The organism is Pseudomonas ekonensis, from assembly GCF_019145435.1.
GTDB classification, from domain to species: domain Bacteria; phylum Pseudomonadota; class Gammaproteobacteria; order Pseudomonadales; family Pseudomonadaceae; genus Aquipseudomonas; species Aquipseudomonas ekonensis.
Map to the genome: position 1 here is coordinate 1,258,728 of NZ_JAHSTS010000002.1, position 20,839 is coordinate 1,279,566.

Here is a 20,839-nt window from a genome sequence, read left to right on the forward strand (position 1 = left end):
GGCAGGCGAAAAAAAACCGCTTTCGCGGTCGGGACTCAACTGATGAAGGACGGCTTTTCGGGCCAGAGCACCTGCGAAGGCTGCTCTATGGCTTGCGGAATGTCCCGCAGCGCCTTGCGGTAAGCCGTCACTTGCGCCAATTGGTCGGCGCTGATCGGAAAGTCCGGCAACTGGGTGAAATCGGTTGCCTGCAGAAGTTGATCACGACGGGTGCGAATGGCCGCCCACTCGATTTCGGGCATGGGGGCCGCCAGGCCCACTTCGGAATTGTTGCTTACAGATGCGTCAGACATGTCGGTTCCTTAACTGAAGACTACGGTTTCGGCCAAAGACAGCTTGGGCTTCAGGTCGCCCAGATTGAACAGCCGTCCGTTACCTACCCGCATGGTGTCGATGCGGACCGTGGTGTAGTAGATGCTGGGAAGCAGGATCCGCATGACGATGTTGCCGTTCGTGTCGACATAGACCGAAGGCGTCATGTTGCCGAACGTCGAAACGTTCTGGAGGGTGCGGGTCGGTTGGTAGCAGTAGCCGACCAGCGTCTCCTCGATGATCTTGGCGGTTCCGTAGCTGTAGCCCTTGATGTTGAACCAGAACATTTCCGAGTTGACGTTGATGTTCAACGGCGTCTTGAAATGCATGTAGACGTTGGCGGTGGTGCCCAGATCCGTCGAGGTGAAACTGCCTACGGCGCCGACGCCCTGCAGTCCGCCGGTGCCGGAGACGAACCCTTGCAGGACATTCCGACGGATGGTGCCCAATGCCGCCGGATCCCCTTCCACATCCTTCTGGTTGCGCCACTCATTGAACTGGTTCAATGCGTCGGCCATGGTGCTGTTGATGCTGCCGATCTTGCCGTTGACCACAGTGGTCAAGTTGTTGGCCGCTGTGACCAACGCTGCAACAGTGGTTTCTAGACTCACGATTCAAATCCCTGTGTTTTCAAAATGTACTGACTGCGCATCCGCACAATCACTTGGCGGACTCAAGCGCCATCACGCGGAACATCAAGTCGACATGGCGCACCATGTTGTCGATGTCAGCGCACGCCAGAGCCGTGAACTCTTCGCTGAGCAGGATGTTGAGGTTCTCGGCGCCGACCACCACGGTCACGCTGTTGGCCGGCAACGGAGAGATGTCGAGCGTGAATTTCTGCAGTACGCGGGCGGCTCCCGCCTTGTAGGTCAGCAGCTTGCCCGCGACGGAATAGACCGCCAGGAGCGTGCCGCTGGCGAGATAGAAACCGAATTCTCCGATCTCGTATTCGTCCGGGCCGCTGAACAGTGCCCCCATTCTGAGCTGTCCGGATCCCAGATCCTCGTAATCGACAATCTCCACCCGTTGGCGCTCGTCACGAAGCGCGGTTTCCGAGCCGTTCGGGTCATAACGGCCCGTACCGGCGCCGATGTGGGTGATTTGGCCCTTCAAGCCTTGGTTCTTCGCCTGCAACACTTCATTCAGTCCGGCCGATGTGAAGTGAACCAGGCGCGTTAGGTTGTCTGTCATGGCTGCGCCTTGAGGTCGTAATCATTGATGGTGTAGCGCCGGGTCGCCCCGGCGCCGGCTAAATTGGCTCCCAGCACCAGCGTCGGCAGGGTCGCGCCAAGACGCAGTTCCGCGTCGGACAACGGCGCCCACGCCGCCCCGCTGGAGACCAGGAAAGCGGCCAGCGGCACATCCGGCAACGTGGCGGGCCGACTGTCTTCGCTGACGCTAAGGCCGGGATCGGCCCCCGCCGCTGTCCGCAGGCCGCCCGCGGTGGCATGGACAATGGTGATGGTGGCCCCGTCACGCTCGCTTTTGGCCGCGTTGATCCGCTGGATCAGGCGATTGTGGTCACCGCTCGACCAGTCCCTGCCGACGATGGCCTGCACGTCGAAGGTGTAAGGCACGCCCGTCGGCCGCTGCTGATGCCAGGCCGTGACATTGGGCGTGAAACCCAATGACTCCACGGCATGGCTCAAGGCCTGACCGGTTCCTGCCTGACGCTGTATCTGCCAGGACAAAGAGATCGTCAGGCGCTTCTCGGCTTCGTTGGCCTGAGGGCTCCATTCACTCACCCCGCGATCCGCCGCCAGATACGGCAGAAACGCCACTGGCGTCTGCGTCGGATCCATCAGCTCGGGAAACGGCGGCGCGATGCGGTCGAGCAAGGCGCCGAAGCCCAGGTCCAGCCCGCGCTCAAGCGGCGAAGCGTTGGCCGGCAGCAGCGTCGGGCGCTGCGTTTGATCGCTCATAGCGTCTGCACCTCGACCTCGACCGCCGTGCAGTACGGTGCCTGGAACGCGGTGGTGACGATGGGCGCCAGCGGTTCGAGGATCTGCAGTTGCACGGCGCCGGCGCTGTGCAGCGTGTAGTCGATCCAGCTCGGATCGACCCGCCCTTCCAGGCGGTGACAACTGTCGGCGTAGGCTTGCAGGTGCTGCTCGGCGGCGACCTGGGTCAGGCCCGAATCGGGGCCTGAGTTGATCTTGGCCACCACGCGGATTTTGTAGCGCTGGATGTCGGCGCCGCGCACGGTGACCTTATCGGTCTCCGGGCAAACGTCAGGCCGGGCGAAGTGCTTGCGCACCCCGTCGAGCAACGCGGCGGACGGCGTGCCGTCGCCCTCCCGCGCCAGCACGGTGACCTGCACTTCGCCGGGCGCGGTGCGCCGGCCGTTGCCGTCCTTGACCTGGGCGGCGAGGCCGTCCGGGGCAAAGGTGTAGGTGACGTTCACCACGCCGGCGTCGGTGGACGCCACCTTCACCGTCGGCCGCTCGCCGAGGGTGAACACTTCGCGGCGGTACTGCATCCGCGAACCCGCCGCCGGCGCATGGGGCGCCAGGTAGTAGCGCAGGCGGGCGTCGTCGTCGCTTTCGTACACCGGTGGCACCGGCGGGAACGCCGCCGGATCGCCCGGATCGAGCAGCTGGCGCTCCAGGCCCATGTCGGCCAGCCGCGCGTCCAGGTTGCTGCCGGTGGCCCACCACGCCAGCATCTGCTTGATGCGGGCGTTGTACTTGCGCTCATGGGTCTGCAGGCGCACGCAAAAGGCTTCGAGGGCCAGGGTCAGCAGCTCGCTTTCGTTCTCCAGGCTGGCCTTGAGTTTCTCTATGCTTTGCGGGGCGCGGGCGCCGACGTAGTCGACGACGAACGCCTTGAACTCGGCGAGCAAATCCTCGAACGCGTCGATGGCGATCAGCGCAGGTTCAGCCAACTGGTTCTGGCCGGGGATCAGCATGCTCATGTCACGACCTCGAAAGTCTGTTGGCGGTTTTTCCAGGTGCCGGCGAAACGCAGCAGCAGCCCCGCGCCCTGGCGTGTGGCGACGATCACCTGCGGCTGGAAGTCGCCGATGCCGTTCTGCGGGTTGTAGAACGCCTGGGCCGCATGGCTCTGGGCCAGGAGCAGGACGTCGTCGCCCAGGTTCCGGCCCAGCAAGGTGGGGATCAGGGAGCCGTACAAGGGCCGTTTCTGCCGTGTGCCCAGCGGCGTGGTCAGGGCCCGGGTCGCGCGCTGCACGAACTGCAGCCAGTCGTCGACCGTGGCCCCGGTGTCTCTATCGATTCCGATCATGGAAGGCTCTCGGGTCAGGGGCTGATGACGCGGCCCTGGTGATCCACCAGCGGGCCGCTGAAGTGCACGCCCGCCGCATCGATCGTCAGGCCGGTGGCGCCCAGTTGCAGGTTGATCGCCTGCGTGGTCATCGCCAGGCGCGCCGGGCCGATGCTCAGCTCCAGCGCTTCGCGGGAGCCTTTGAACGCGGCCGGGCCGTTCTGCCAATGCAGGGTGTGGGTGGCGTCGTCATAGCCGCTTTCGCTGCCGTCCCCGTGCACCCGACGGGTCAGCGTCGGCACCGTGGAGGCAGGCGGAAACCGGTCGCTGTTCAAGCCGAACAGCGCCACGCTCTGCGCGCCGCTTTCGCCGCTGCCGTAGTTCAACAGCAGGCATTGCTCGCCCGGCGTCGGGATCCGCGACTCGCTCTGCGCCCCGGCGCTGGGGTTGAAGAACTTGATGGACGGCGTCAGCAATCCGCCGTGGCTGACCCGGCAGGTGTTGCCGGCGGCATCCACTTCCTGGCACACGCCGATGCGGCAGAAGCTTTCGGCGCGGCGGTGCAGGTCTTCGACTTCCGCTTCCATCTCGGCCAGCCGCTCGATGATCGGCCCCAGTTGCATGCGTATCAGCGCATCGAACACGGCTCAAGCCTCCAGCGAGGTGTATTGGTCAGGGTCGTCGATGTCGCTGACTTCCCAGGTGCGGGCGAATTTCGGGGTGCCGAGCGGATCGTCGAGCAAGGTCGGGCCGAGGTAGAGGGTCTGGATGAACGACAGCGTCCAGGCCTTGTGGGACTGCCCGTCCCGCACCAGCAGCGACGGCACGCCGTCGAGGTTCGAGGGCCGGTCGCATTGGTCGCCGGGCAAGCCCCAGCGGTTGTCGGTGGCCAGGTTCTTCAGCGCGGCGATCAGGTCGCAAGCGGCGAACGCACTGGCGGAAAGCGCCGGGACGACTTGCAGCGACAGCGTCAGCACATGGGCGATGCGCCCGTCGGCCGCCCGCTCGCCCGGGCCGTTGCGTTCGATGTCGATCAGCACCCAGGCCTTGTCGCCCGGGGTGGTGAATTCGGGGTGGGCGCCGACCTGCACATCGAGGCCGGCGGCGTTGCGCAAGGTTGTCGCCATCGCCGTGAACAGCTGCGAAGGCTGCTGGATCGGTGCAGGCATGCATGACCTCCTTTTCGAATGTCCACACCCAACCCCGCCGCCCGACGGCAGCGAGGACAGAATGTGAAGGGTTACTGCGGATCGTGCGGCGGCGCTTCGCTCAGGCCCATGCGCTTGGCGGCCCAGCGTTCGTACAGGCCGATGGCGACGTCCGCGCCGGCCATGGCCGTCAGGCAGCCGAACGCGCCGGCGGCCCAGATCGACAGGCCGGCGGCGTACAGCAGCATGATCGCGGAGACCCCGCAGATCATGCACGCGCCGGAGCGCAAGGCCAGCCGGCGCAGCAGCGCCCAGCCCCGGGCGCCTTCCTTGTCGGCGCGCCACATCTCGCCGGACACCCCGCCGACGACGGCCAGGAGGATGACCAGCCAGATCGGCATGTCCGCCAACGCTTGTTGCTCGTTCGTCATGTCACGCCTCCAGGGTGCGTTGATGGATGGGGGGGAAACCGCCGGTGCCGGGCACGGCCTCGGGTGGATGCGCCGATCCGGGATTACAGGCGTTCAACGATGACGTTGTCGATGAAGGCATAGTTGGCGTAAGGGTTCTGCTCGTTGAAGAAGGCCAGCGTCGTTTGCGCGGTGGTGGCGGTGAAGTCGTAGGTGACGGTGTTCCATTCGACCGCGACGCCTTTGGCGACCGGCGTGTCGAAGCTGACGGTCTGCCCGGCCACCTTGACCTGCACGACGCCGCTGCCGGAGCGGCTGGCGAAGCGAGAGTTGCCGGCGCTGAAGGTCAGGCGGTACTTGGCGCCGGGGGTGGTGGCGAAGTTCTGCTGAATGCCGCCGCCGTTGCCGTAGACATAGTTGGCCAGGTCGACGATCACCACGCCGTCCGCCGCAGCGGAACCGCCGATGGAGGCCGGCATGTTGAAGTACTCGGCGCCGGACAGGAACGTGGTCCAGCCGGTGATGAAGTTGGCCTTTGCCGGAGTGTCCAGAATGCAGCTGCCGCTGCAGCCCGGCTGTTCGAAGCTGCCGTTGACCAGAAGGTTGGCCGCCGCCACGTTACCTGCGGCGCCGAACAGCGCGGCGGTGACGATCAGCGGTGCGATGTATTTTTTCAGAACGTTCATGTGTTCACCTGTCGAGTGGGATGAGGGGGTTGAGCTGCCTGGGCAGCCTTCATGTCGCTCACGGGCGATGGCTCGGGGCTCGCGGCCCTCACATGATTCAGCGTCCCGCATCGGGAACATTTGATCTGGAGCTCGGCACACTGGCCCATGCGGGCAAGCAGCCTGTTGCAGTGTCCGCATCTGCAATCTTTCAACATCTGCAACGGGCCTTATTCATGGGCTGGATCCTTCCTTGTCGCCGGTGCGGCGCCACGCCTTACGGCAGTTGCGGCCAAGCGATGGTCACCGGAAAGCCCGGCTGCTTGTTGACCTGGCCGAACGCGACGCAGTATTCCTTGAAGGCCGTCAGGTAGGCCTGTTCGGCCGCGGTGGCCACGCCCAGGTCGACCTTGAACTGCAAGCCCGAGGAGGCGACGCTGGCCATGACGTTGTCGAGCCGGCGGACTTTCTCGTTGCGCATTTGCTCGCCCAGCACCGATTGCGGCCACGGGAACCCCGAGTTGAAGCTCCAGACCCCGTCGGTGTTGACGGCGTTGTAGCCGTAATCGACCTGCGAGTTCACGGTGCCGGTGATGTCGACCCAGAGCTGGCCGGCCGGAAACTCTTCGGTGATCGGGTTGACGGTCTCAAAAATGTTGTCGACCTTGCCCTCGACCACCCGGGCATACTTTTTCAGGCTCATCGCTCACTTCCTTGATGGATTGCCGACACTTCGGCGTTCGTCTTTCTATCTGCACAAGGCAGGCATTCCAAAAGGCCCGGCGCCAGGCCGGGCCTTTCAGCAATGCACTCCTTTGCCTTCCTTTCATTCCCTTGAACCGAAAGGAAGCTGACTTTTCGGCGCTGCTGGCGCGGTACGAGTCCGTTCAAATTGTTCCTCCGGCCGCGGTCCCTGCCCGCCGGATAACTGCTCTTGGTGCTTTACGCTGCACACCCGGGTCAGTTGCCAACCCTCTGAACCGTTGAGGCCGGTTCATCGCTGCCTGTTCTTGTGGAACTAAAGAGCGGTCTTGCCAGCCGCTTTGTCGAGCGGCTTGGTGGCAAGAATATGCACTCGTGCATATCCAGTCAATGCAAAAGTGCATTTATTTATGCACGGCAAATGCACGAACGCATGAAAGCCCCGCCGCTCAAGGCTTCGGTCGTTTTCGACAGGCGAAAAAAAACCCGCCGAGGGGCGGGTTCTGTCTGACAGGGGTGGGGCTATCGGGCGTACATGCCCCACCAGAATACGTGACCGATGATGACGATCTGCTCTTCCTGGATCTCCTGGAAGCTGTAGTCCTCGTCCGGATGCTCGTCACGGTTGAAGCTGCGCAGGCGGATGCCGGTGGGCAGGCGATAGAGCTGCTTCACCCGCAGCTGGCCATTGTGGTTGATGGCGTAGAGATCGCCGTCGACGATGTCGCCGATACCGCACTTGCCGGCGTTGACGCCGACGGTGGCGCCGTCGCGCAGCACCGGCAACATGCTGTTGCCGCGCACCGTCACGCATTTGGCCTGGTCGAACTGCACACCGTTGTGACGCAGGCTGCGCTTGCCGAAGCGCAGGCTTGAGCGTTCGCTCTCTTCCACGACGAATCTTCCTGATCCTGCAGCCAATTCAACCTCACGAAGAAAGGGCACCGACACCTCGTCGTCATCGACGGGGGTGTCGTCGTCCCACAGGCTTATGTCCTTGAGTTCCGCATGCACGTCATGGCGCGCGCCGGCAGCCGCCGGCGCAATGTCGGCGCGCCCGCGCAACTGATCGGTGCTCACGGCGAAGTATTCGGCGATCTTCGAGATGTGCTTGTCCGAAGGATCGACGATCTTCCCGCTGAGGATCCGCGAGAGAGTGGATTGAGGCACGCCGGTGCGACGGTGAAGCTCCGTGGGGGAGATCCCGTGCCGGTCGAGCAGTGCTCTTAATACGGTAGATACGTTGCGTTTTTGCATAACGCGCATAGTGCTTGAAGAATTCGGCGAAGACAAATGCTGATTTGCATATTTCGTGCATGGCGCACAATTCTAGACCAAACATCTCGTCTCATTTCTCTTGGCGCGGATCCCGGATGAGCACGACATGAACGGCTAGCCTGAACGGCATGACACCCTCCAGAAAGGAGTCTTATGGTGAATGTTCCTGATCCGGCGCAATACCCGATGACGCCTGATGAGCAAAGGATTTCAGTTCAAGCGCTGAGTTTTGCCCGTTCAAACAAAAAGGCGATCGCTAAACGCCTCACTGACAAAACCGTGTTTCTGCCGGAGGAAGCGCCTGTATCGGTATTCATGGCGGGCTCCCCCGGCGCAGGCAAAACCGAAGCGTCCATCGCACTCATCAACCTGTTCGCAGACACGAAAATCTTGAGAGTCGATCCGGATGAGCTACGCAACGAATTCTCAGGTTACACGGGAGGAAACGCCTGGCTGTTCCAACGCGGAGTATCGGTTCTGGTCGAAAAGGTTCTCGATTTCGCCATTGATCAACGACAGTCGTTCCTGCTCGACGGCACGTTCTCCAACCTCGATGTAGCCAGGAAAAACGTCTCGAGATCATTGAGAAGGGAGCGGTTTGTGCAGATTCTGTATGTTTATCAAAATCCGTTCCTGGCTTGGGAATTTGTGAAGGCACGCGAGGAGGCCGAAGGAAGAAGGATCCGCAAGGAGCATTTCATCGATCAGTATTTTGCGGCGCGTGACGTAGTGAACGCACTTAAGCTAGAGTTCGGATCCGATATCCACGTCGACCTGCTGCTCAAGCACATCGACAACTCGGGGCGGCTTTACAAGGCTGGTGTCGATAAAATTGACTACCATATCCCTGAGCGATACACACGAACCGATCTTGAGGCCAAGCTCGGGTGACCTTCAGGAGCGCATTCATGACGTCCATCAGGCCAGGCGCCGCCAAAGGGGCCAAAAGCGCGTTTGCCGACTTTATCCGCAATGCGAAGTCCGAACAGAAAAAACGCGTCTATGGTGAAGTTCTCACCGAAGCGACCAAACAGCAGAACCTTGTGATGATGCAAGCCGAGACCAACAGAGCCTGAATCGTCAGCACCCCGCCGATTGAAGCCCGACCCAGTGTCGGGCTTTTCATTTTCCATCGGTGCGAAGATTGCCGGTCGACCGTTCTCCTGCGCCCGACGGACCGCCCATGGTAACCTTGCGCCCATCGCGGAAAAGCCTGGCCGACGCCCCGCTTTTGCCCCACTCCTTTGAACGAGTTGCCTGACAATCCGATGAATAAAGCCGTCTCCGACCTGTCCTCCCATACCCCGATGATGCAGCAGTACTGGCGCCTGAAGAACCAGCACCCGGATCAGCTGATGTTCTACCGCATGGGCGACTTCTACGAGATCTTCTACGAGGACGCGAAGAAGGCGGCCAAGCTGCTGGACATCACCCTGACCGCCCGCGGGCAGTCGGCGGGGCAGGCGATTCCGATGTGCGGGATCCCGTTCCACGCGGCGGAAGGCTACCTGGCGAAGCTGGTGAAGCTGGGCGAATCGGTGGTGATCTGCGAACAGATCGGCGATCCGGCCACCAGCAAGGGCCCGGTGGAACGTCAGGTGGTGCGGATCATCACCCCCGGCACGGTCAGCGACGAAGCGCTGCTGGACGAGCGCCGCGACAACCTGATCGCGGCCGTGCTGGGCGACGAGCGTCTGTTCGGCCTGGCGGTGCTGGACATCACCAGCGGCAACTTCAGCGTGCTGGAGATCAAGGGCTGGGAAAACCTGCTGGCGGAACTGGAGCGGGTCAACCCGGTGGAGCTGTTGATCCCGGATGACTGGCCGAAGGACCTGCCGGCGGAAAAACGCCGTGGCGTGCGCCGTCGCGCCCCGTGGGATTTCGAACGTGACTCGGCGCTCAAAAGCCTCTGCCAGCAATTCTCCACCCAGGACCTGAAAGGCTTCGGCTGCGAAAACCTGACCCTGGCCATCGGCGCCGCCGGCTGCCTGCTGGCCTACGCCAAGGAAACCCAGCGCACCGCCCTGCCCCACCTGCGCAGCCTGCGCCATGAGCGCCTGGACGACACCGTGGTGCTGGACGGCGCAAGCCGGCGCAACCTGGAACTGGACACCAACCTGGCCGGCGGTCGCGACAACACCCTGCAATCGGTGGTCGACCGTTGCCAGACCGCCATGGGCAGCCGCCTGCTGACCCGCTGGCTGAACCGTCCATTGCGCGACCTCACCGTCCTGCTGGCGCGCCAGACCTCCATCAGTTGCCTGCTCGACCGCTACCGCTTCGAACGCCTGCAACCGCAGCTCAAGGAAATCGGCGACATCGAACGGATCCTGGCGCGGATCGGCCTGCGCAACGCGCGGCCCCGTGACCTCGCCCGCCTGCGCGACGCCTTGGGGGCCCTGCCGGAACTGCAGACCGCGATGGCCGATCTGGAAGCCCCGCACCTGGCGCGCCTGGCCGCCACCGCCGGCACCTACCCGGAACTGGCGGCGCTGCTGGAGAAAGCCATCATCGACAACCCGCCGGCGGTGATCCGCGACGGCGGCGTGCTCAAGACCGGCTACGACAGCGAACTGGACGAGCTGCAATCGCTGAGCGAAAACGCCGGCCAGTTCCTCATCGACCTGGAAGCCCGGGAAAAGGCCCGCACCGGCCTTGCCAACCTGAAGGTCGGCTACAACCGCATCCACGGCTACTTCATCGAGCTGCCGAGCAAGCAGGCCGAATCCGCGCCGGCCGACTACATCCGGCGCCAGACCCTCAAGGGCGCCGAGCGTTTCATCACGCCTGAGCTCAAAGCGTTCGAAGACAAGGCGCTGTCGGCCAAGAGCCGGGCCCTGGCCCGGGAAAAAATGCTCTACGAGGCGCTGCTGGAAGACCTGATCGGCCGGCTGCCGCCGCTGCAGGACACCGCTTCGGCGCTGGCCGAACTCGATGTGCTGAGCAACCTTGCCGAGCGCGCGCTCAACCTGGACCTGAACTGCCCGACGTTCGTCAGCGAACCGTGCATGCGCATCGTCCAGGGCCGTCACCCGGTGGTCGAGCAGGTGCTGACCACGCCGTTCGTGGCCAACGACCTGAGCCTGGACGACAACACCCGGATGCTGGTGATCACCGGCCCGAACATGGGCGGTAAATCCACCTATATGCGGCAAACGGCATTGATCGTGCTGCTGGCGCACATCGGCAGCTTCGTGCCGGCGGCCAGCTGCGAACTGTCGCTGGTGGACCGGATCTTCACCCGGATCGGCTCCAGCGACGACCTGGCGGGCGGGCGCTCGACCTTCATGGTGGAAATGAGCGAAACCGCCAACATCCTGCACAACGCCACCGACCGCAGCCTGGTGCTGATGGACGAAGTCGGCCGCGGCACCAGCACCTTCGACGGCCTGTCCCTGGCCTGGGCGGCGGCCGAGCGCCTGGCGCACCTGCGCGCCTACACGCTGTTCGCCACCCACTACTTCGAACTGACCGTGCTGCCGGAGGCCCAGCCGCTGGTGGCCAACGTGCACCTCAACGCCACCGAGCACAACGAACGCATCGTGTTCCTGCACCACGTGCTGCCGGGGCCGGCGAGCCAGAGCTACGGCCTGGCCGTTGCGCAACTGGCCGGGGTGCCGAGCGAAGTGATCGCCCGCGCCCGCGAACACCTGGGCCGCCTGGAGACCACCAGCCTGCCCCACGAGCAACCGGCACCGGTCAAGGGCAAGCCGGCCGCACCGATGCAGAGCGACCTGTTCGCCAGCCTGCCGCACCCGGTGCTGGACGAATTGGCCAAACTGGACCTGGACGACCTGACCCCGCGCCGTGCGCTCGAAATGCTCTATACCTTAAAGAACCGGATATAAGCACTGAAGAAGCGGATATAACGCAAACGGCTTCAAGCTGGTAGAATCTCGCGCGGTTCGGGATGCTGCTGGCTAATAGCCTGGCCGGCAGACATCGCTCCCGAACCTGGCGACCCCAACCGTGAAGGGGCAACGCTGCCGCCGCCTGAGGAGAAAATTAGAAATGACCTTCGTCGTCACCGACAACTGCATCAAGTGCAAGTACACCGACTGCGTAGAAGTCTGTCCGGTGGACTGCTTCTACGAAGGCCCGAACTTCCTGGTGATCCACCCGGACGAGTGCATCGACTGCGCCCTGTGCGAACCGGAATGCCCGGCCGTGGCCATTTTCTCCGAGGACGAAGTGCCGGAAGAGATGCAAGAGTTCATTCAGCTGAACGTCGAGCTGGCCGAGATCTGGCCGAACATCACCGAGAAGAAGGATTCGCTGCCGGACGCCGAAGAGTGGGATGGCGTCAAAGGCAAGATCAAAGACCTCGAACGCTGATCCGTTCCGCGCTCGACGGAAAAGGCCCCTTGCGGGCCTTTTTGCTTTTCTGCAGGCGAAAAAAAGGGGCGGTTTGACCCGCCCACATTTTTTCCCTATTCCCTGTGATCCTTTTCATCGTCCTGATGAATCGCGTCCTGCGATGTCCATTCCCCTCTTCCCTGAAGGGCGTGTCTATCCGTCGACACAACCCAGATACTAAAGAGTTCCCCGGCGAGAGCAATCGGCACTCGACCGCAAAACGGTTTGTCATAAGGCCTTCATCTTTATAAATAACCAATAAAATCAAACAGTTATGAAATTGCATTGCGCCGAATGGACGTCTACGGAAGTGTAAAAATAGTGAACACTTACGAAACTGTCAGCCAAGGCTTACAACGCGAGACTACAAACTTCGGAGCGAAGAGCCTGGTGGTGAGGGAGCTTCACGGCAGACAACAAAAAGCCCCGATCCAGTCGGGGCTTTTTGTGGGCGGTCAGGCAAGGCGCTTATTGAAACAGCGACTCGCTCGACAGGCCGTTCTTCTCGAGGATCTCCCGAAGGCGCTTGAGGCCTTCCACCTGGATTTGCCTCACCCGTTCCCGGGTCAGGCCGATCTCCAGGCCTACATCCTCCAGCGTGCTGCTCTCGTGGCCGCGAAGCCCGAAGCGGCGCACCACCACCTCGCGCTGCTTGTCGGTCAGTTCCGAGAGCCATTGATCGATGCTCTGCGACAGGTCATCGTCCTGCAGCAGTTCGCACGGATCGGTCGGACGGTCGTCCGTCAGGGTGTCCAGCAGGGTTTTGTCCGAATCCGGCCCCAGCGAGACGTCGACCGAAGAAACCCGCTCGTTCAGGCCCAGCATGCGCTTGACCTCGCCCACCGGTTTTTCCAGCAGGTTGGCGATTTCTTCGGGTGAGGGTTCGTGGTCGAGCTTTTGCGTCAGCTCCCGTGCGGCCCGCAGGTACACGTTGAGCTCCTTGACCACATGAATCGGCAGCCGGATGGTCCGGGTCTGGTTCATGATCGCGCGTTCGATGGTCTGGCGGATCCACCAGGTCGCGTAGGTCGAGAAGCGGAAGCCGCGCTCGGGATCGAACTTTTCCACCGCCCGGATCAGCCCGAGGTTGCCCTCTTCGATCAGATCCAGCAGCGACAGCCCCCGATTGACGTAACGCCGGGCGATCTTCACCACCAGCCGCAGGTTACTTTCAATCATGCGCTTGCGCCCGGCCGGATCGCCACTTTGCGACAGGCGCGCAAAATGAACTTCTTCTTCCGGGGAGAGCAAGGGGGAAAAGCCGATTTCGTTGAGATACAGCTGCGTGGCATCGAGCGCCCGCGTGTAGTCGATGTACTTGTGTTGCTTAAGTGAAGCGGAGTGTTTGGATTTGGCACGAACGGAAGGTGGAGCTGCCCCTTCATCATTCGACATCGAATCCGTATCGATGGCGGCCTCCATCAGGAGAACCTCATCGTCGATGTCAAACTCCGGCACTTCTTTACTGAGAGCCATTGTTATAGTCCTTTGGTGAGTTCGACCCCAAGCTCAAGCGACGCCTCTATCCTTGGCAGCGCTGGAGCCTGTCCCCTCTACGCGACGGAACAGGCTGGCTTCAAATCAACGTCGTGGCAGGAACTGCAGCGGATCCACAGGTTTACCTTGTCGGCGAATCTCAAAATGCAGTTTCACCCGGTCTGTACCCGTTGACCCCATTTCGGCAATTGTCTGTCCGACCTTGACCTGCTGCCCCTCCCGTACCAAAAGCCTGCGGTTGTGGCCGTAGGCGCTGACGTAGGTTTCGCTGTGTTTGATGATGACCAGTTCGCCGTAGCCCCTTAAGCCACTCCCGGCGTAAACCACCGTCCCATCAGACGCAGCTAAAACAGGCTGTCCCAAATCTCCGGCGATATCAATTCCTTTATTCAAACTACCGTTTGAAGAGAATTTGCCAATGAGAATGCCATTAGATGGCCATCCCCAGCCGGTCGGGGCCGGGCCCGGAGGCGGCAGCGGAGCGGGTGCGGATTTGCTGGCGACGGACGGTACGACCGCCGTGGAAGCGGCCCCGGAACCCGTGGTTGTGGTGGTCGTCGTGCCATTCGCCTGGCGCCGGATTACCGTGGTTTTGCTCGACGAGGAAGGCGTTGAACCGCTGCCGGCCACGACGGCGGCCGGCGTTGAACCGGTGCGGCCGTCGAAGCGAATCGTCTGACCCGGATGGATCGTGTAAGGCGTAGGAATGTTGTTCCGGGCGGCGAGGGCTTTGTAGTCCCAGCCGTAGCGGAAAGCGATCGAAAACAGGGTATCGCCCGGACGGACCACATACTGCCCGGTCGTGACGACAGGACGCTGGGGCGCGGCGCCGTTGCGGTCGACGACCCGCACATTGTTCGATTTGGTGCTGGAGCAACCGACCAGCAAGGTGCTCAAGACAAGGCCAGTCACCAGGCGCTGAAAGCTCGTGTTACCCATACGCTGCGCAATGACTGTGAGACTCACCCGCCGCTCCCTTCTTGGTGGCTGAAAAAATGAAATGCCGGACTCCGGCGTGAAGTGTCGCAAGTATAACGGGCCGCAGCCGCTTTACCTTTAATGAAGCGAACTGCCGTCGCGCACACGTTTGCCCGATGGCGATCGGCAGCGTTTACGCAATCGCCGCCGGTGTAAGACCGGGCCGGACGACAGGAATTCAGCGCCTCGAAAAAGATGCTCAGGCCAACGGTCCATTGAGCAAAGGCACGAAACGGACCGCCCCCAGGACGTGCCGGGAAAAGCCGTGCTCTTCACGCACGATCAGCATCAGTTGCTGCACTTCCCCCGAACCGACCGGTATCACCATCCGACCGCCCGGCGCCAATTGGTCGAGCAAGGCCTGGGGCACATCGGTGGCCACCGCCGTGACGATGATGCCGTTGTACGGTGCCAGCGCCGACCAGCCTTCCCAGCCATCGCCCCAACGGAACACCACGTTGCGCAGGTTCAGCTCGACCAGACGCTCCTTGGCCCGGTCCTGCAGGACCTTGATCCGCTCGACCGAGAACACCCGCTCCACCAGCTGCGACAGCACCGCCGTCTGGTAGCCGGAACCGGTTCCGATCTCCAGCACCTTGTCCAGCGGCCCCGCCTCCAGCAGCAGCTCGCTCATGCGCGCCACCATATAAGGCTGGGAAATGGTCTGGTTGTTGCCGATCGGCAACGCGGTGTCTTCGTAGGCGCGGTGCGCCAGCGCCTCATCGACGAACAGGTGGCGCGGCGTGCGGCGGATCACTTCCAGCACGCTGGCGTTGGACACCCCTTCTTCGTACAGGCGCTGGATCAGGCGCTCACGGGTGCGCTGGGAGGTCATGCCGATGCCGCTGCGCAGCCTGTCGTCTTGTTCGCGAGCCATCAGTTCAGCCCCTCCAGCCAGCCGTCCAGGCTTCTGAATGCATCGTTGAACGTGCGATCGAGCTGCAGCGGCGTGATGGACACATAACCCTGCATCACCGCATGGAAGTCGGTGCCCGGGCCGCCGTCCTCGGCGTCGCCGGCGGCGGCGATCCAGTAGCCGGCCCGGCCGCGCGGATCGACCACCTTCATCGGCGCCGCCGCACGGGCGCGATGCCCCAGGCGCGTCAACTGGACGCCGCGGATGCGCTCGATCGGAAGGTTAGGGATGTTCACGTTCAGCACCGTGCGCGGCGGCAGGTCGAGCCCGGCATGGGCCTCCACCAGTTTGCGCGCGAAATGGGCGGCCGTGGGCAGGTTTTCCACCTGCCGCGACACCAGCGAGAAGGCAAACGAAGGGCGGTCGAGGAAACGCCCCTCGAGGGCCGCCGCCACCGTCCCGGAATACAGCACGTCATCGCCCAGGTTGGCGCCCAGGTTGATGCCCGAGACCACCATGTCCGGCTCGCGCTCCAGCAAACCGTTGAGCCCCAGGTGCACGCAATCGGTCGGCGTGCCGTTGAGGCCGATGAAGCCGTTGGCCAGGTATTGCGGATGCAGCGGACGGTCGAGCGTCAGCGAACTGCTGGCGCCGCTCTTGTCCTGCTCCGGGGCGATAACCACGCATTCGGTGTAATCCGCCAGCGCACCATACAGCGCGGCGAGACCGGGTGCGGTTACCCCATCGTCGTTAGAAATCAGAATACGCATGGGCTGTCCGTCTGCCCCACCGGCACCAGATCAACGAGTTCGCGCACCAATGCGGTGGCGAAGCATCCGGCCGGGAGGACGAATTCCAGTTGCAGAATGTCAGGCTCGGGATAATGCCACGTCAACCCGCCAATGGGCAGTCGCAGGATGCGACGTTCGTGGCTCATGCCGGCGTGAATCAACCAATCGCGCAGGTCCGCTTCGCGCGCGGCGATCCCCTGCTCCAGATCATGGACTGCGCCGGCCGCCGGCGAGTCACCTTCGCCCCACTGGGGGCCGGTCGGATGCAGGTCGAGAATCGCCAGGCGCGGATCGCTGCATTCGGCTTCACCGGCCGGGAAAAAGCTGCGGCTGTCGGTGAACGCCAAAAGGTCGCCGACCTGGGCGCGCTGCCAGGAGCCGTCGGCGACCCGCGCCGCCAGCACCTGGTTGAACAGGAAGCTGCGCGCCGCCGACAGCAGCCGCGAGCGCACGTTGCGCTGCTCCGGCAATGCCTTGCGCGCAGCCCAGGAACGGGCATCGGCCACATTGCCGCCGTCATGGCCGAAACGCTGGGCGCCGAAGTAGTTCGGGATGCCCTGTGCGGCGATGCGTTGCAGGCGCTCCTCAAGGGCCGCCTTGTCGCCGGCGAGCTGCGTCAGGCGCAGGGTGAAGCCGTTGGCCGAGTGCGCGCCGCGCTGCAGCTTGCGCTTGTGGCGGGTGGTCTTGAGGATCTTCAGCGTGTCGTTTTCCGCCGCCGACAGGTCCGGATCGGCCTTGCCCGGCAACTGCACGCTGAACCACTGGCGGGTCAGGGCCTGACGGTCCTTGAGCCCGGCATAGCTCACCGTGCGCAACGGCACGCCGGCGGCCTTGGCAATCCGGCGCGCGGCCTCTTCGGTGTTCAGGCCGCGCTTTTCCACCCAGATCCACAGGTGCTCGCCGTCGCCGGTGAACGGGATGTCGAGCACTTCATCGACCTGGAAGTCTTCGGCGACGGCCTTGAGCACCGCGGTGCCGAGCGCGTCGCCGTGGGCCCGCGGGCCGAGCAATTGCAGTTCGTTCATGCGCGCAGCAACAACGCGACGGAATGGACGGCGATGCCTTCTTCACGACCGACGAAGCCGAGCTTCTCGGTGGTGGTGGCCTTCACGTTGACCTGGTCGGGCTCCACCTGGAGGTCGGCGGCGATCAGGGCGCGCATCGTTTCGATGTGGGGTGCCATTTTCGGGGCCTGGGCCACGATGGTGTTGTCGACGTTGCCGACCTTCCAGCCCTTGGCATGGATCAGGCCGACCACGTGGCGCAGCAGCGCGCGGCTGTCGGCGCCCTTGAACTGCGGGTCGGTGTCGGGGAAATGCTTGCCGATGTCGCCCAGCGCCGCAGCGCCGAGCAAGGCGTCGCTCAAGGCGTGCAGCAGGACGTCACCGTCGGAGTGGGCGAGCAGCCCGAAGCCGTGTGCGATCCGCACGCCGCCCAGAGTAATGAAATCGCCTTCAGCGAAACGGTGAACATCGTAGCCGTGGCCAATACGCATAAAAAAACGCCCCGATTTTGGTCAGGGCGTGATTCTACCTGCTTTGACGGGCATTAGGCGCTTAGCGCGCGTGCGTGATGTCGCAAGTGGTCGTCGATGAAGCTTGAGATGAAGAAATAGCTGTGGTCGTAACCCGGTTGCAGGCGCAACGTCAGCGGATGTCCCGCTTGTTTTGCCGCCTGCTGCAGGGCCTCCGGCTTGAGCTGGTTGGCCAGGAAATCATCGCGGTCGCCCTGGTCGACCAGCAACGGCAGCTGTTCTTCGGCCTCGGCGATCAGCGCACAGGCATCCCACTCGCGCCACTTCGAACGGTCTTCCCCGAGGTAGCGGGAGAACGCCTTCTGGCCCCACGGGCAGTCCATCGGATTGCTGATCGGCGAAAACGCCGACACCGAGCGGTAACGCCCCGGATTGCGCAAGGCACACACCAGCGCACCGTGACCGCCCATGGAGTGGCCACTGAGGCTGCGCTTGTCCGACGCCGGGAAATGCGCCTCGACCAGCGAAGGCAATTCCTGCACGACGTAGTCATGCATCCGATAGTGTCGGGACCAAGGCTCCTGGGTGGCATTGACGTAGAACCCGGCGCCGAGGCCGAAATCCCACGCCCCGTCCGGATCGCCCGGCACCTCGGCGCCGCGCGGGCTGGTGTCCGGCGCCACGATGATCAGGCCGAGCTCGGCGGCCATGCGCATCGCGCCGGCCTTCTGCATGAAGTTCTCGTCGGTGCAGGTCAGCCCCGACAACCAGTACAGCACTGGCAGCTTGCCGCCCTGCTCCGCCTGCGGCGGCAGGTAGACGGCGAACACCATGTCGCAGCCCAGCACGTCGGAGCGGTGCCGGTAGCGCTTGTGCCAGCCGCCGAAACTTTTCTGACAGGAGATGTTTTCCAAAGTCATGGGAGGCTCCCAGTCCCAAGCCGCAAGTTTCAAGCAGCAAGCATTCAGGTGCTTGCCGCTTGAGGCTTGAGGCTTGCGGCTGCTTCAAAAATGAATGACGGTGCGGATGCTCTTGCCTTCGTGCATCAGGTCGAAGGCCTTGTTGATGTCTTCCAGGCCCATGGTGTGGGTGATGAAGGTGTCCAGCGGGATTTCGCCGCTCTGGGCCATGTCGACGTAGCTCGGCAGCTCGCTGCGCCCGCGCACGCCGCCGAACGCCGAACCGCGCCAGACGCGGCCGGTCACCAGCTGGAACGGACGGGTGGCGATTTCCTGGCCGGCACCGGCCACGCCGATGATCACCGACTCGCCCCAGCCCTTGTGGCAGCACTCCAGCGCGGCGCGCATCAGTTGCACGTTGCCGATGCATTCGAAGGAGAAGTCCACGCCGCCGTCGGTCATGTCGACGATCACTTCCTGGATCGGACGATCGAAGTCTTTCGGGTTCACGCAATCGGTGGCGCCCAGTTGCTTGGCGATCTCGAACTTGGCCGGGTTGATGTCGATGGCGATGATCCGCGAAGCCTTGGCCTTCACCGCGCCGATCACCGCCGACAGGCCGATGCCACCCAGGCCGAAGATGGCCACGGTGTCGCCCGGCCGGACCTTGGCGGTGTTGATCACCGCACCGATCCCGGTGGTGACGCCGCAACCGAGCAGGCAGACCTTCTCCAGCGGCGCGTCCTTGGAGATCTTGGCCACGGAGATTTCCGGCAGCACGGTGTACTCGGAGAACGTCGAGGTGCCCATGTAGTGGAAAATCGTTTCGCCCTTGTAGGAAAAGCGCGAAGTGCCGTCCGGCATCAGGCCTTTGCCCTGGGTGGCGCGAATGGCCTGACACAGGTTGGTCTTGCCCGACTTGCAGAATTTGCATTGGCCGCATTCCGGGGTGTACAGCGGAATCACGTGGTCGCCCACCGCCACCGACGTCACGCCTTCGCCGACGGCTTCGACGATCGCGCCGCCTTCGTGGCCGAGGATCGACGGGAAGATCCCTTCCGGGTCGGCACCGGACAGGGTGTAGGCGTCGGTGTGGCACACCCCGGTGGCCACCACGCGAAGCAGCACCTCGCCGGCCTTCGGCATGGCGACATCGACTTCAACGATTTCCAGCGGCTTCTTGGCCCCGAAGGCTACGGCGGCGCGCGACTTGATCATCCTGACTCTCCCAGTGAATTAAAACGAGACAAGGAGTGTAATCCACGACCGGGCAGTGAATAATCCGGACGAAAGCAAAACATTATTGCTGCACAGGGATAATCTGATGTCCGAAAACCGCTGGGAAGGCATCGACGAATTCGTCGCCGTGGCCGAATGCAGCCAGTTCACCGCCGCGGCCGAACGCCTGGGCGTTTCCTCTTCCCACATCAGCCGCCAGATCGCGCGGCTGGAAGAACGCCTGCAGACCCGCTTGCTCTACCGCAGCACGCGGCGGGTGACGCTGACCGAGGCGGGACAGACGTTCCTGCAGCATTGCCAGCGTTTGCAGGACGGCCGCGAAGAAGCGCTGCGTGCCGTCGGCGACCTGGCCAGCGAACCCAAAGGCATGCTGCGCATGACCTGCGCCGTGGCCTACGGCGAACGCTTCATCGTGCCGCTGGTGACCCGGTTCATGGGGCACTATCCGCAACTGCGGGTCGACATCGAGTTGACCAACCGCCAGCTCGACCTGGTTCACGAAGGCCTCGACCTGGCGATCCGCCTGGGCCGCCTGCAGGATTCGCGGCTGGTCGCCACCCGGCTGGCGCCACGGCGCATGTACCTGTGCGCATCGCCCTCCTACCTCGAACGGTACGGCCGCCCCCACAGCCTGTCGGAGCTGAGCCGGCACAATTGCCTGATCGGCAGTTCGGACATCTGGCAACTGGAGCAGAACGGGCGGGAGTTCTCCCAGCGGGTGCAGGGAAACTGGCGCTGCAACAGCGGGCAAGCGGTGCTGGATGCGGCGCTGCAGGGGGTGGGGCTGTGTCAGTTGCCGGATTATTACGTGCTGGAGCATCTGCACAGCGGCGCGTTGATTTCGCTGCTGGAGACCCATCAGCCGCCGAACACAGCGGTGTGGGCGCTGTACCCGCAGCAGCGGCACCTGTCGCCGAAGGTGCGCAAGCTGGTGGACTTTCTCAAGGAAGGGTTGGCGCAACGGCCGGAGTACCGCAACTGAACACGGGTGGATCACCCGAGATTCTGC

General features: G+C 63.3%; 26 protein-coding genes. 5 read left to right on the plus strand and 21 right to left on the minus strand.

What is annotated here, in order from left to right; genetic code table 11:
* Positions 1–35: 35 nt before the first annotated feature.
* The 13 genes from KVG96_RS18845 to KVG96_RS18905 all read right to left on the minus strand — a co-directional run bounded on the left by KVG96_RS18845 (position 36) and on the right by KVG96_RS18905 (position 7,719).
* The gene (locus KVG96_RS18845; RefSeq protein WP_225927426.1) at positions 36–293 is read right to left on the minus strand and encodes a tail fiber assembly protein; all 258 of its coding nucleotides are present in this window, start codon (positions 291–293) and stop codon (positions 36–38) included.
* Positions 294–302: 9 nt separating this feature from the next.
* Entirely contained in the window at positions 303–923 is a 621-nt protein-coding gene (locus tag KVG96_RS18850) for a hypothetical protein (protein WP_217893429.1), read from the minus strand.
* Positions 924–972: 49 nt separating this feature from the next.
* Entirely contained in the window at positions 973–1,506 is a 534-nt protein-coding gene (locus tag KVG96_RS18855) for a phage tail protein (RefSeq protein WP_217893430.1), read from the minus strand.
* Positions 1,503–2,237 (minus strand): phage tail protein I, encoded by a 735-nt coding sequence (locus KVG96_RS18860; protein WP_217893431.1) that lies wholly within the window; start codon positions 2,235–2,237, stop codon positions 1,503–1,505. Before KVG96_RS18860 ends, KVG96_RS18855 begins: the two co-directional genes overlap by 4 nt.
* Entirely contained in the window at positions 2,234–3,229 is a 996-nt protein-coding gene (locus tag KVG96_RS18865) for a baseplate J/gp47 family protein (RefSeq protein WP_217893432.1), read from the minus strand. Before KVG96_RS18865 ends, KVG96_RS18860 begins: the two co-directional genes overlap by 4 nt.
* Entirely contained in the window at positions 3,226–3,558 is a 333-nt protein-coding gene (locus KVG96_RS18870; protein ID WP_085581448.1) for a phage baseplate protein, read from the minus strand. Before KVG96_RS18870 ends, KVG96_RS18865 begins: the two co-directional genes overlap by 4 nt.
* A gap of 14 nt (positions 3,559–3,572) precedes the next feature.
* Positions 3,573–4,181, minus strand: a complete 609-nt coding sequence (locus tag KVG96_RS18875) for a phage baseplate assembly protein V (RefSeq protein WP_217893433.1) — start codon at positions 4,179–4,181, stop codon at positions 3,573–3,575.
* Between the two features lie 3 nt (positions 4,182–4,184).
* Positions 4,185–4,706 carry a hypothetical protein gene (locus tag KVG96_RS18880; protein WP_217893434.1) on the minus strand — a complete coding sequence of 174 codons (522 nt, stop codon included), beginning with the start codon at positions 4,704–4,706 and terminating at the stop codon, positions 4,185–4,187.
* Positions 4,707–4,777: 71 nt separating this feature from the next.
* The gene (locus KVG96_RS18885; protein WP_085632075.1) at positions 4,778–5,116 is read right to left on the minus strand and encodes a phage holin family protein; all 339 of its coding nucleotides are present in this window, start codon (positions 5,114–5,116) and stop codon (positions 4,778–4,780) included.
* An 83-nt stretch (positions 5,117–5,199) separates the two neighbouring features.
* Entirely contained in the window at positions 5,200–5,781 is a 582-nt protein-coding gene (locus tag KVG96_RS18890; RefSeq protein ID WP_217893435.1) for a DUF642 domain-containing protein, read from the minus strand.
* On the minus strand, positions 5,778–5,978 hold the full coding sequence (locus tag KVG96_RS18895) for a Com family DNA-binding transcriptional regulator (protein WP_217894247.1): 201 nt from the start codon (positions 5,976–5,978) through the stop codon (positions 5,778–5,780). Before KVG96_RS18895 ends, KVG96_RS18890 begins: the two co-directional genes overlap by 4 nt.
* A gap of 59 nt (positions 5,979–6,037) precedes the next feature.
* Positions 6,038–6,463 (minus strand): tail fiber assembly protein, encoded by a 426-nt coding sequence (locus KVG96_RS18900; RefSeq protein ID WP_225927427.1) that lies wholly within the window; start codon positions 6,461–6,463, stop codon positions 6,038–6,040.
* A gap of 521 nt (positions 6,464–6,984) precedes the next feature.
* A complete protein-coding gene (locus KVG96_RS18905; RefSeq protein WP_217893436.1) occupies positions 6,985–7,719 on the minus strand; it encodes a LexA family transcriptional regulator in 735 nt (244 codons plus the stop codon).
* A gap of 207 nt (positions 7,720–7,926) precedes the next feature.
* Here KVG96_RS18905 and KVG96_RS18910 point away from each other — a divergent pair, with 207 nt between their 5' ends.
* From KVG96_RS18910 to fdxA, 4 genes are all read left to right on the plus strand, one after another.
* Positions 7,927–8,631: a zeta toxin family protein gene (locus KVG96_RS18910; protein ID WP_217894249.1), complete on the plus strand. Its 705-nt coding sequence runs from the start codon at positions 7,927–7,929 to the stop codon at positions 8,629–8,631.
* 17 nt (positions 8,632–8,648) lie between these two features.
* A complete protein-coding gene (locus tag KVG96_RS18915) occupies positions 8,649–8,816 on the plus strand; it encodes a hypothetical protein (RefSeq protein WP_217893437.1) in 168 nt (55 codons plus the stop codon).
* 192 nt (positions 8,817–9,008) lie between these two features.
* Positions 9,009–11,588 carry a DNA mismatch repair protein MutS gene (gene mutS, locus KVG96_RS18920; RefSeq protein ID WP_085581434.1) on the plus strand — a complete coding sequence of 860 codons (2,580 nt, stop codon included), beginning with the start codon at positions 9,009–9,011 and terminating at the stop codon, positions 11,586–11,588.
* A 163-nt stretch (positions 11,589–11,751) separates the two neighbouring features.
* Positions 11,752–12,075, plus strand: coding sequence for a ferredoxin FdxA (gene fdxA, locus KVG96_RS18925; protein WP_007924025.1), 324 nt, complete (start codon positions 11,752–11,754; stop codon positions 12,073–12,075).
* A 489-nt stretch (positions 12,076–12,564) separates the two neighbouring features.
* Here the strand turns inward: fdxA and rpoS are convergent, their stop codons facing one another.
* The 8 genes from rpoS to KVG96_RS18965 form a co-directional block, all read right to left on the minus strand.
* Positions 12,565–13,572, minus strand: coding sequence for an RNA polymerase sigma factor RpoS (gene rpoS, locus KVG96_RS18930; protein ID WP_085581432.1), 1,008 nt, complete (start codon positions 13,570–13,572; stop codon positions 12,565–12,567).
* A gap of 105 nt (positions 13,573–13,677) precedes the next feature.
* The gene (locus KVG96_RS18935; RefSeq protein ID WP_085581430.1) at positions 13,678–14,559 is read right to left on the minus strand and encodes a peptidoglycan DD-metalloendopeptidase family protein; all 882 of its coding nucleotides are present in this window, start codon (positions 14,557–14,559) and stop codon (positions 13,678–13,680) included.
* Between the two features lie 211 nt (positions 14,560–14,770).
* Entirely contained in the window at positions 14,771–15,406 is a 636-nt protein-coding gene (locus KVG96_RS18940) for a protein-L-isoaspartate(D-aspartate) O-methyltransferase (protein WP_217894250.1), read from the minus strand.
* 41 nt (positions 15,407–15,447) lie between these two features.
* Complete coding sequence (gene surE, locus KVG96_RS18945) at positions 15,448–16,197, minus strand: 5'/3'-nucleotidase SurE (protein WP_217893438.1); 750 nt, start codon at positions 16,195–16,197, stop codon at positions 15,448–15,450.
* On the minus strand, positions 16,185–17,243 hold the full coding sequence (gene truD, locus KVG96_RS18950; RefSeq protein WP_217893439.1) for a tRNA pseudouridine(13) synthase TruD: 1,059 nt from the start codon (positions 17,241–17,243) through the stop codon (positions 16,185–16,187). The genes surE and truD overlap by 13 nt, the downstream gene beginning before the upstream one ends.
* A complete protein-coding gene (gene ispF / locus KVG96_RS18955) occupies positions 17,240–17,713 on the minus strand; it encodes a 2-C-methyl-D-erythritol 2,4-cyclodiphosphate synthase (protein ID WP_217893440.1) in 474 nt (157 codons plus the stop codon). The genes truD and ispF overlap by 4 nt, the downstream gene beginning before the upstream one ends.
* Positions 17,714–17,766: 53 nt before the next feature.
* A complete protein-coding gene (fghA, locus tag KVG96_RS18960) occupies positions 17,767–18,612 on the minus strand; it encodes an S-formylglutathione hydrolase (RefSeq protein WP_217893441.1) in 846 nt (281 codons plus the stop codon).
* An 84-nt stretch (positions 18,613–18,696) separates the two neighbouring features.
* Positions 18,697–19,809: an S-(hydroxymethyl)glutathione dehydrogenase/class III alcohol dehydrogenase gene (locus tag KVG96_RS18965; protein ID WP_217893442.1), complete on the minus strand. Its 1,113-nt coding sequence runs from the start codon at positions 19,807–19,809 to the stop codon at positions 18,697–18,699.
* A 106-nt stretch (positions 19,810–19,915) separates the two neighbouring features.
* Here KVG96_RS18965 and KVG96_RS18970 point away from each other — a divergent pair, with 106 nt between their 5' ends.
* A complete protein-coding gene (locus tag KVG96_RS18970; RefSeq protein WP_217893443.1) occupies positions 19,916–20,812 on the plus strand; it encodes a LysR substrate-binding domain-containing protein in 897 nt (298 codons plus the stop codon).
* The last annotated feature ends 27 nt before the right edge of the window (positions 20,813–20,839 follow it).

Coding starts and splice junctions, on each gene's coding strand:
- KVG96_RS18845 (WP_225927426.1), bottom strand. CDS start 293: ATGTCTGACGCATCTGTAAGCAACAATTCCGAAGTGGGCCTGGCGGCC.
- KVG96_RS18855 (WP_217893430.1), bottom strand. CDS start 1,506: ATGACAGACAACCTAACGCGCCTGGTTCACTTCACATCGGCCGGACTG.
- KVG96_RS18860 (WP_217893431.1), bottom strand. CDS start 2,237: ATGAGCGATCAAACGCAGCGCCCGACGCTGCTGCCGGCCAACGCTTCG.
- KVG96_RS18865 (WP_217893432.1), bottom strand. CDS start 3,229: ATGAGCATGCTGATCCCCGGCCAGAACCAGTTGGCTGAACCTGCGCTG.
- KVG96_RS18870 (WP_085581448.1), bottom strand. CDS start 3,558: ATGATCGGAATCGATAGAGACACCGGGGCCACGGTCGACGACTGGCTG.
- KVG96_RS18880 (WP_217893434.1), bottom strand. CDS start 4,706: ATGCCTGCACCGATCCAGCAGCCTTCGCAGCTGTTCACGGCGATGGCG.
- KVG96_RS18885 (WP_085632075.1), bottom strand. CDS start 5,116: ATGACGAACGAGCAACAAGCGTTGGCGGACATGCCGATCTGGCTGGTC.
- KVG96_RS18890 (WP_217893435.1), bottom strand. CDS start 5,781: ATGAACGTTCTGAAAAAATACATCGCACCGCTGATCGTCACCGCCGCG.
- KVG96_RS18895 (WP_217894247.1), bottom strand. CDS start 5,978: ATGTTGAAAGATTGCAGATGCGGACACTGCAACAGGCTGCTTGCCCGC.
- KVG96_RS18900 (WP_225927427.1), bottom strand. CDS start 6,463: ATGAGCCTGAAAAAGTATGCCCGGGTGGTCGAGGGCAAGGTCGACAAC.
- KVG96_RS18905 (WP_217893436.1), bottom strand. CDS start 7,719: ATGCAAAAACGCAACGTATCTACCGTATTAAGAGCACTGCTCGACCGG.
- KVG96_RS18910 (WP_217894249.1), top strand. CDS start 7,927: ATGACGCCTGATGAGCAAAGGATTTCAGTTCAAGCGCTGAGTTTTGCC.
- KVG96_RS18915 (WP_217893437.1), top strand. CDS start 8,649: ATGACGTCCATCAGGCCAGGCGCCGCCAAAGGGGCCAAAAGCGCGTTT.
- mutS (WP_085581434.1), top strand. CDS start 9,009: ATGAATAAAGCCGTCTCCGACCTGTCCTCCCATACCCCGATGATGCAG.
- fdxA (WP_007924025.1), top strand. CDS start 11,752: ATGACCTTCGTCGTCACCGACAACTGCATCAAGTGCAAGTACACCGAC.
- rpoS (WP_085581432.1), bottom strand. CDS start 13,572: ATGGCTCTCAGTAAAGAAGTGCCGGAGTTTGACATCGACGATGAGGTT.
- KVG96_RS18940 (WP_217894250.1), bottom strand. CDS start 15,406: ATGACCTCCCAGCGCACCCGTGAGCGCCTGATCCAGCGCCTGTACGAA.
- surE (WP_217893438.1), bottom strand. CDS start 16,197: ATGCGTATTCTGATTTCTAACGACGATGGGGTAACCGCACCCGGTCTC.
- truD (WP_217893439.1), bottom strand. CDS start 17,243: ATGAACGAACTGCAATTGCTCGGCCCGCGGGCCCACGGCGACGCGCTC.
- ispF (WP_217893440.1), bottom strand. CDS start 17,713: ATGCGTATTGGCCACGGCTACGATGTTCACCGTTTCGCTGAAGGCGAT.
- fghA (WP_217893441.1), bottom strand. CDS start 18,612: ATGACTTTGGAAAACATCTCCTGTCAGAAAAGTTTCGGCGGCTGGCAC.
- KVG96_RS18965 (WP_217893442.1), bottom strand. CDS start 19,809: ATGATCAAGTCGCGCGCCGCCGTAGCCTTCGGGGCCAAGAAGCCGCTG.
- KVG96_RS18970 (WP_217893443.1), top strand. CDS start 19,916: ATGTCCGAAAACCGCTGGGAAGGCATCGACGAATTCGTCGCCGTGGCC.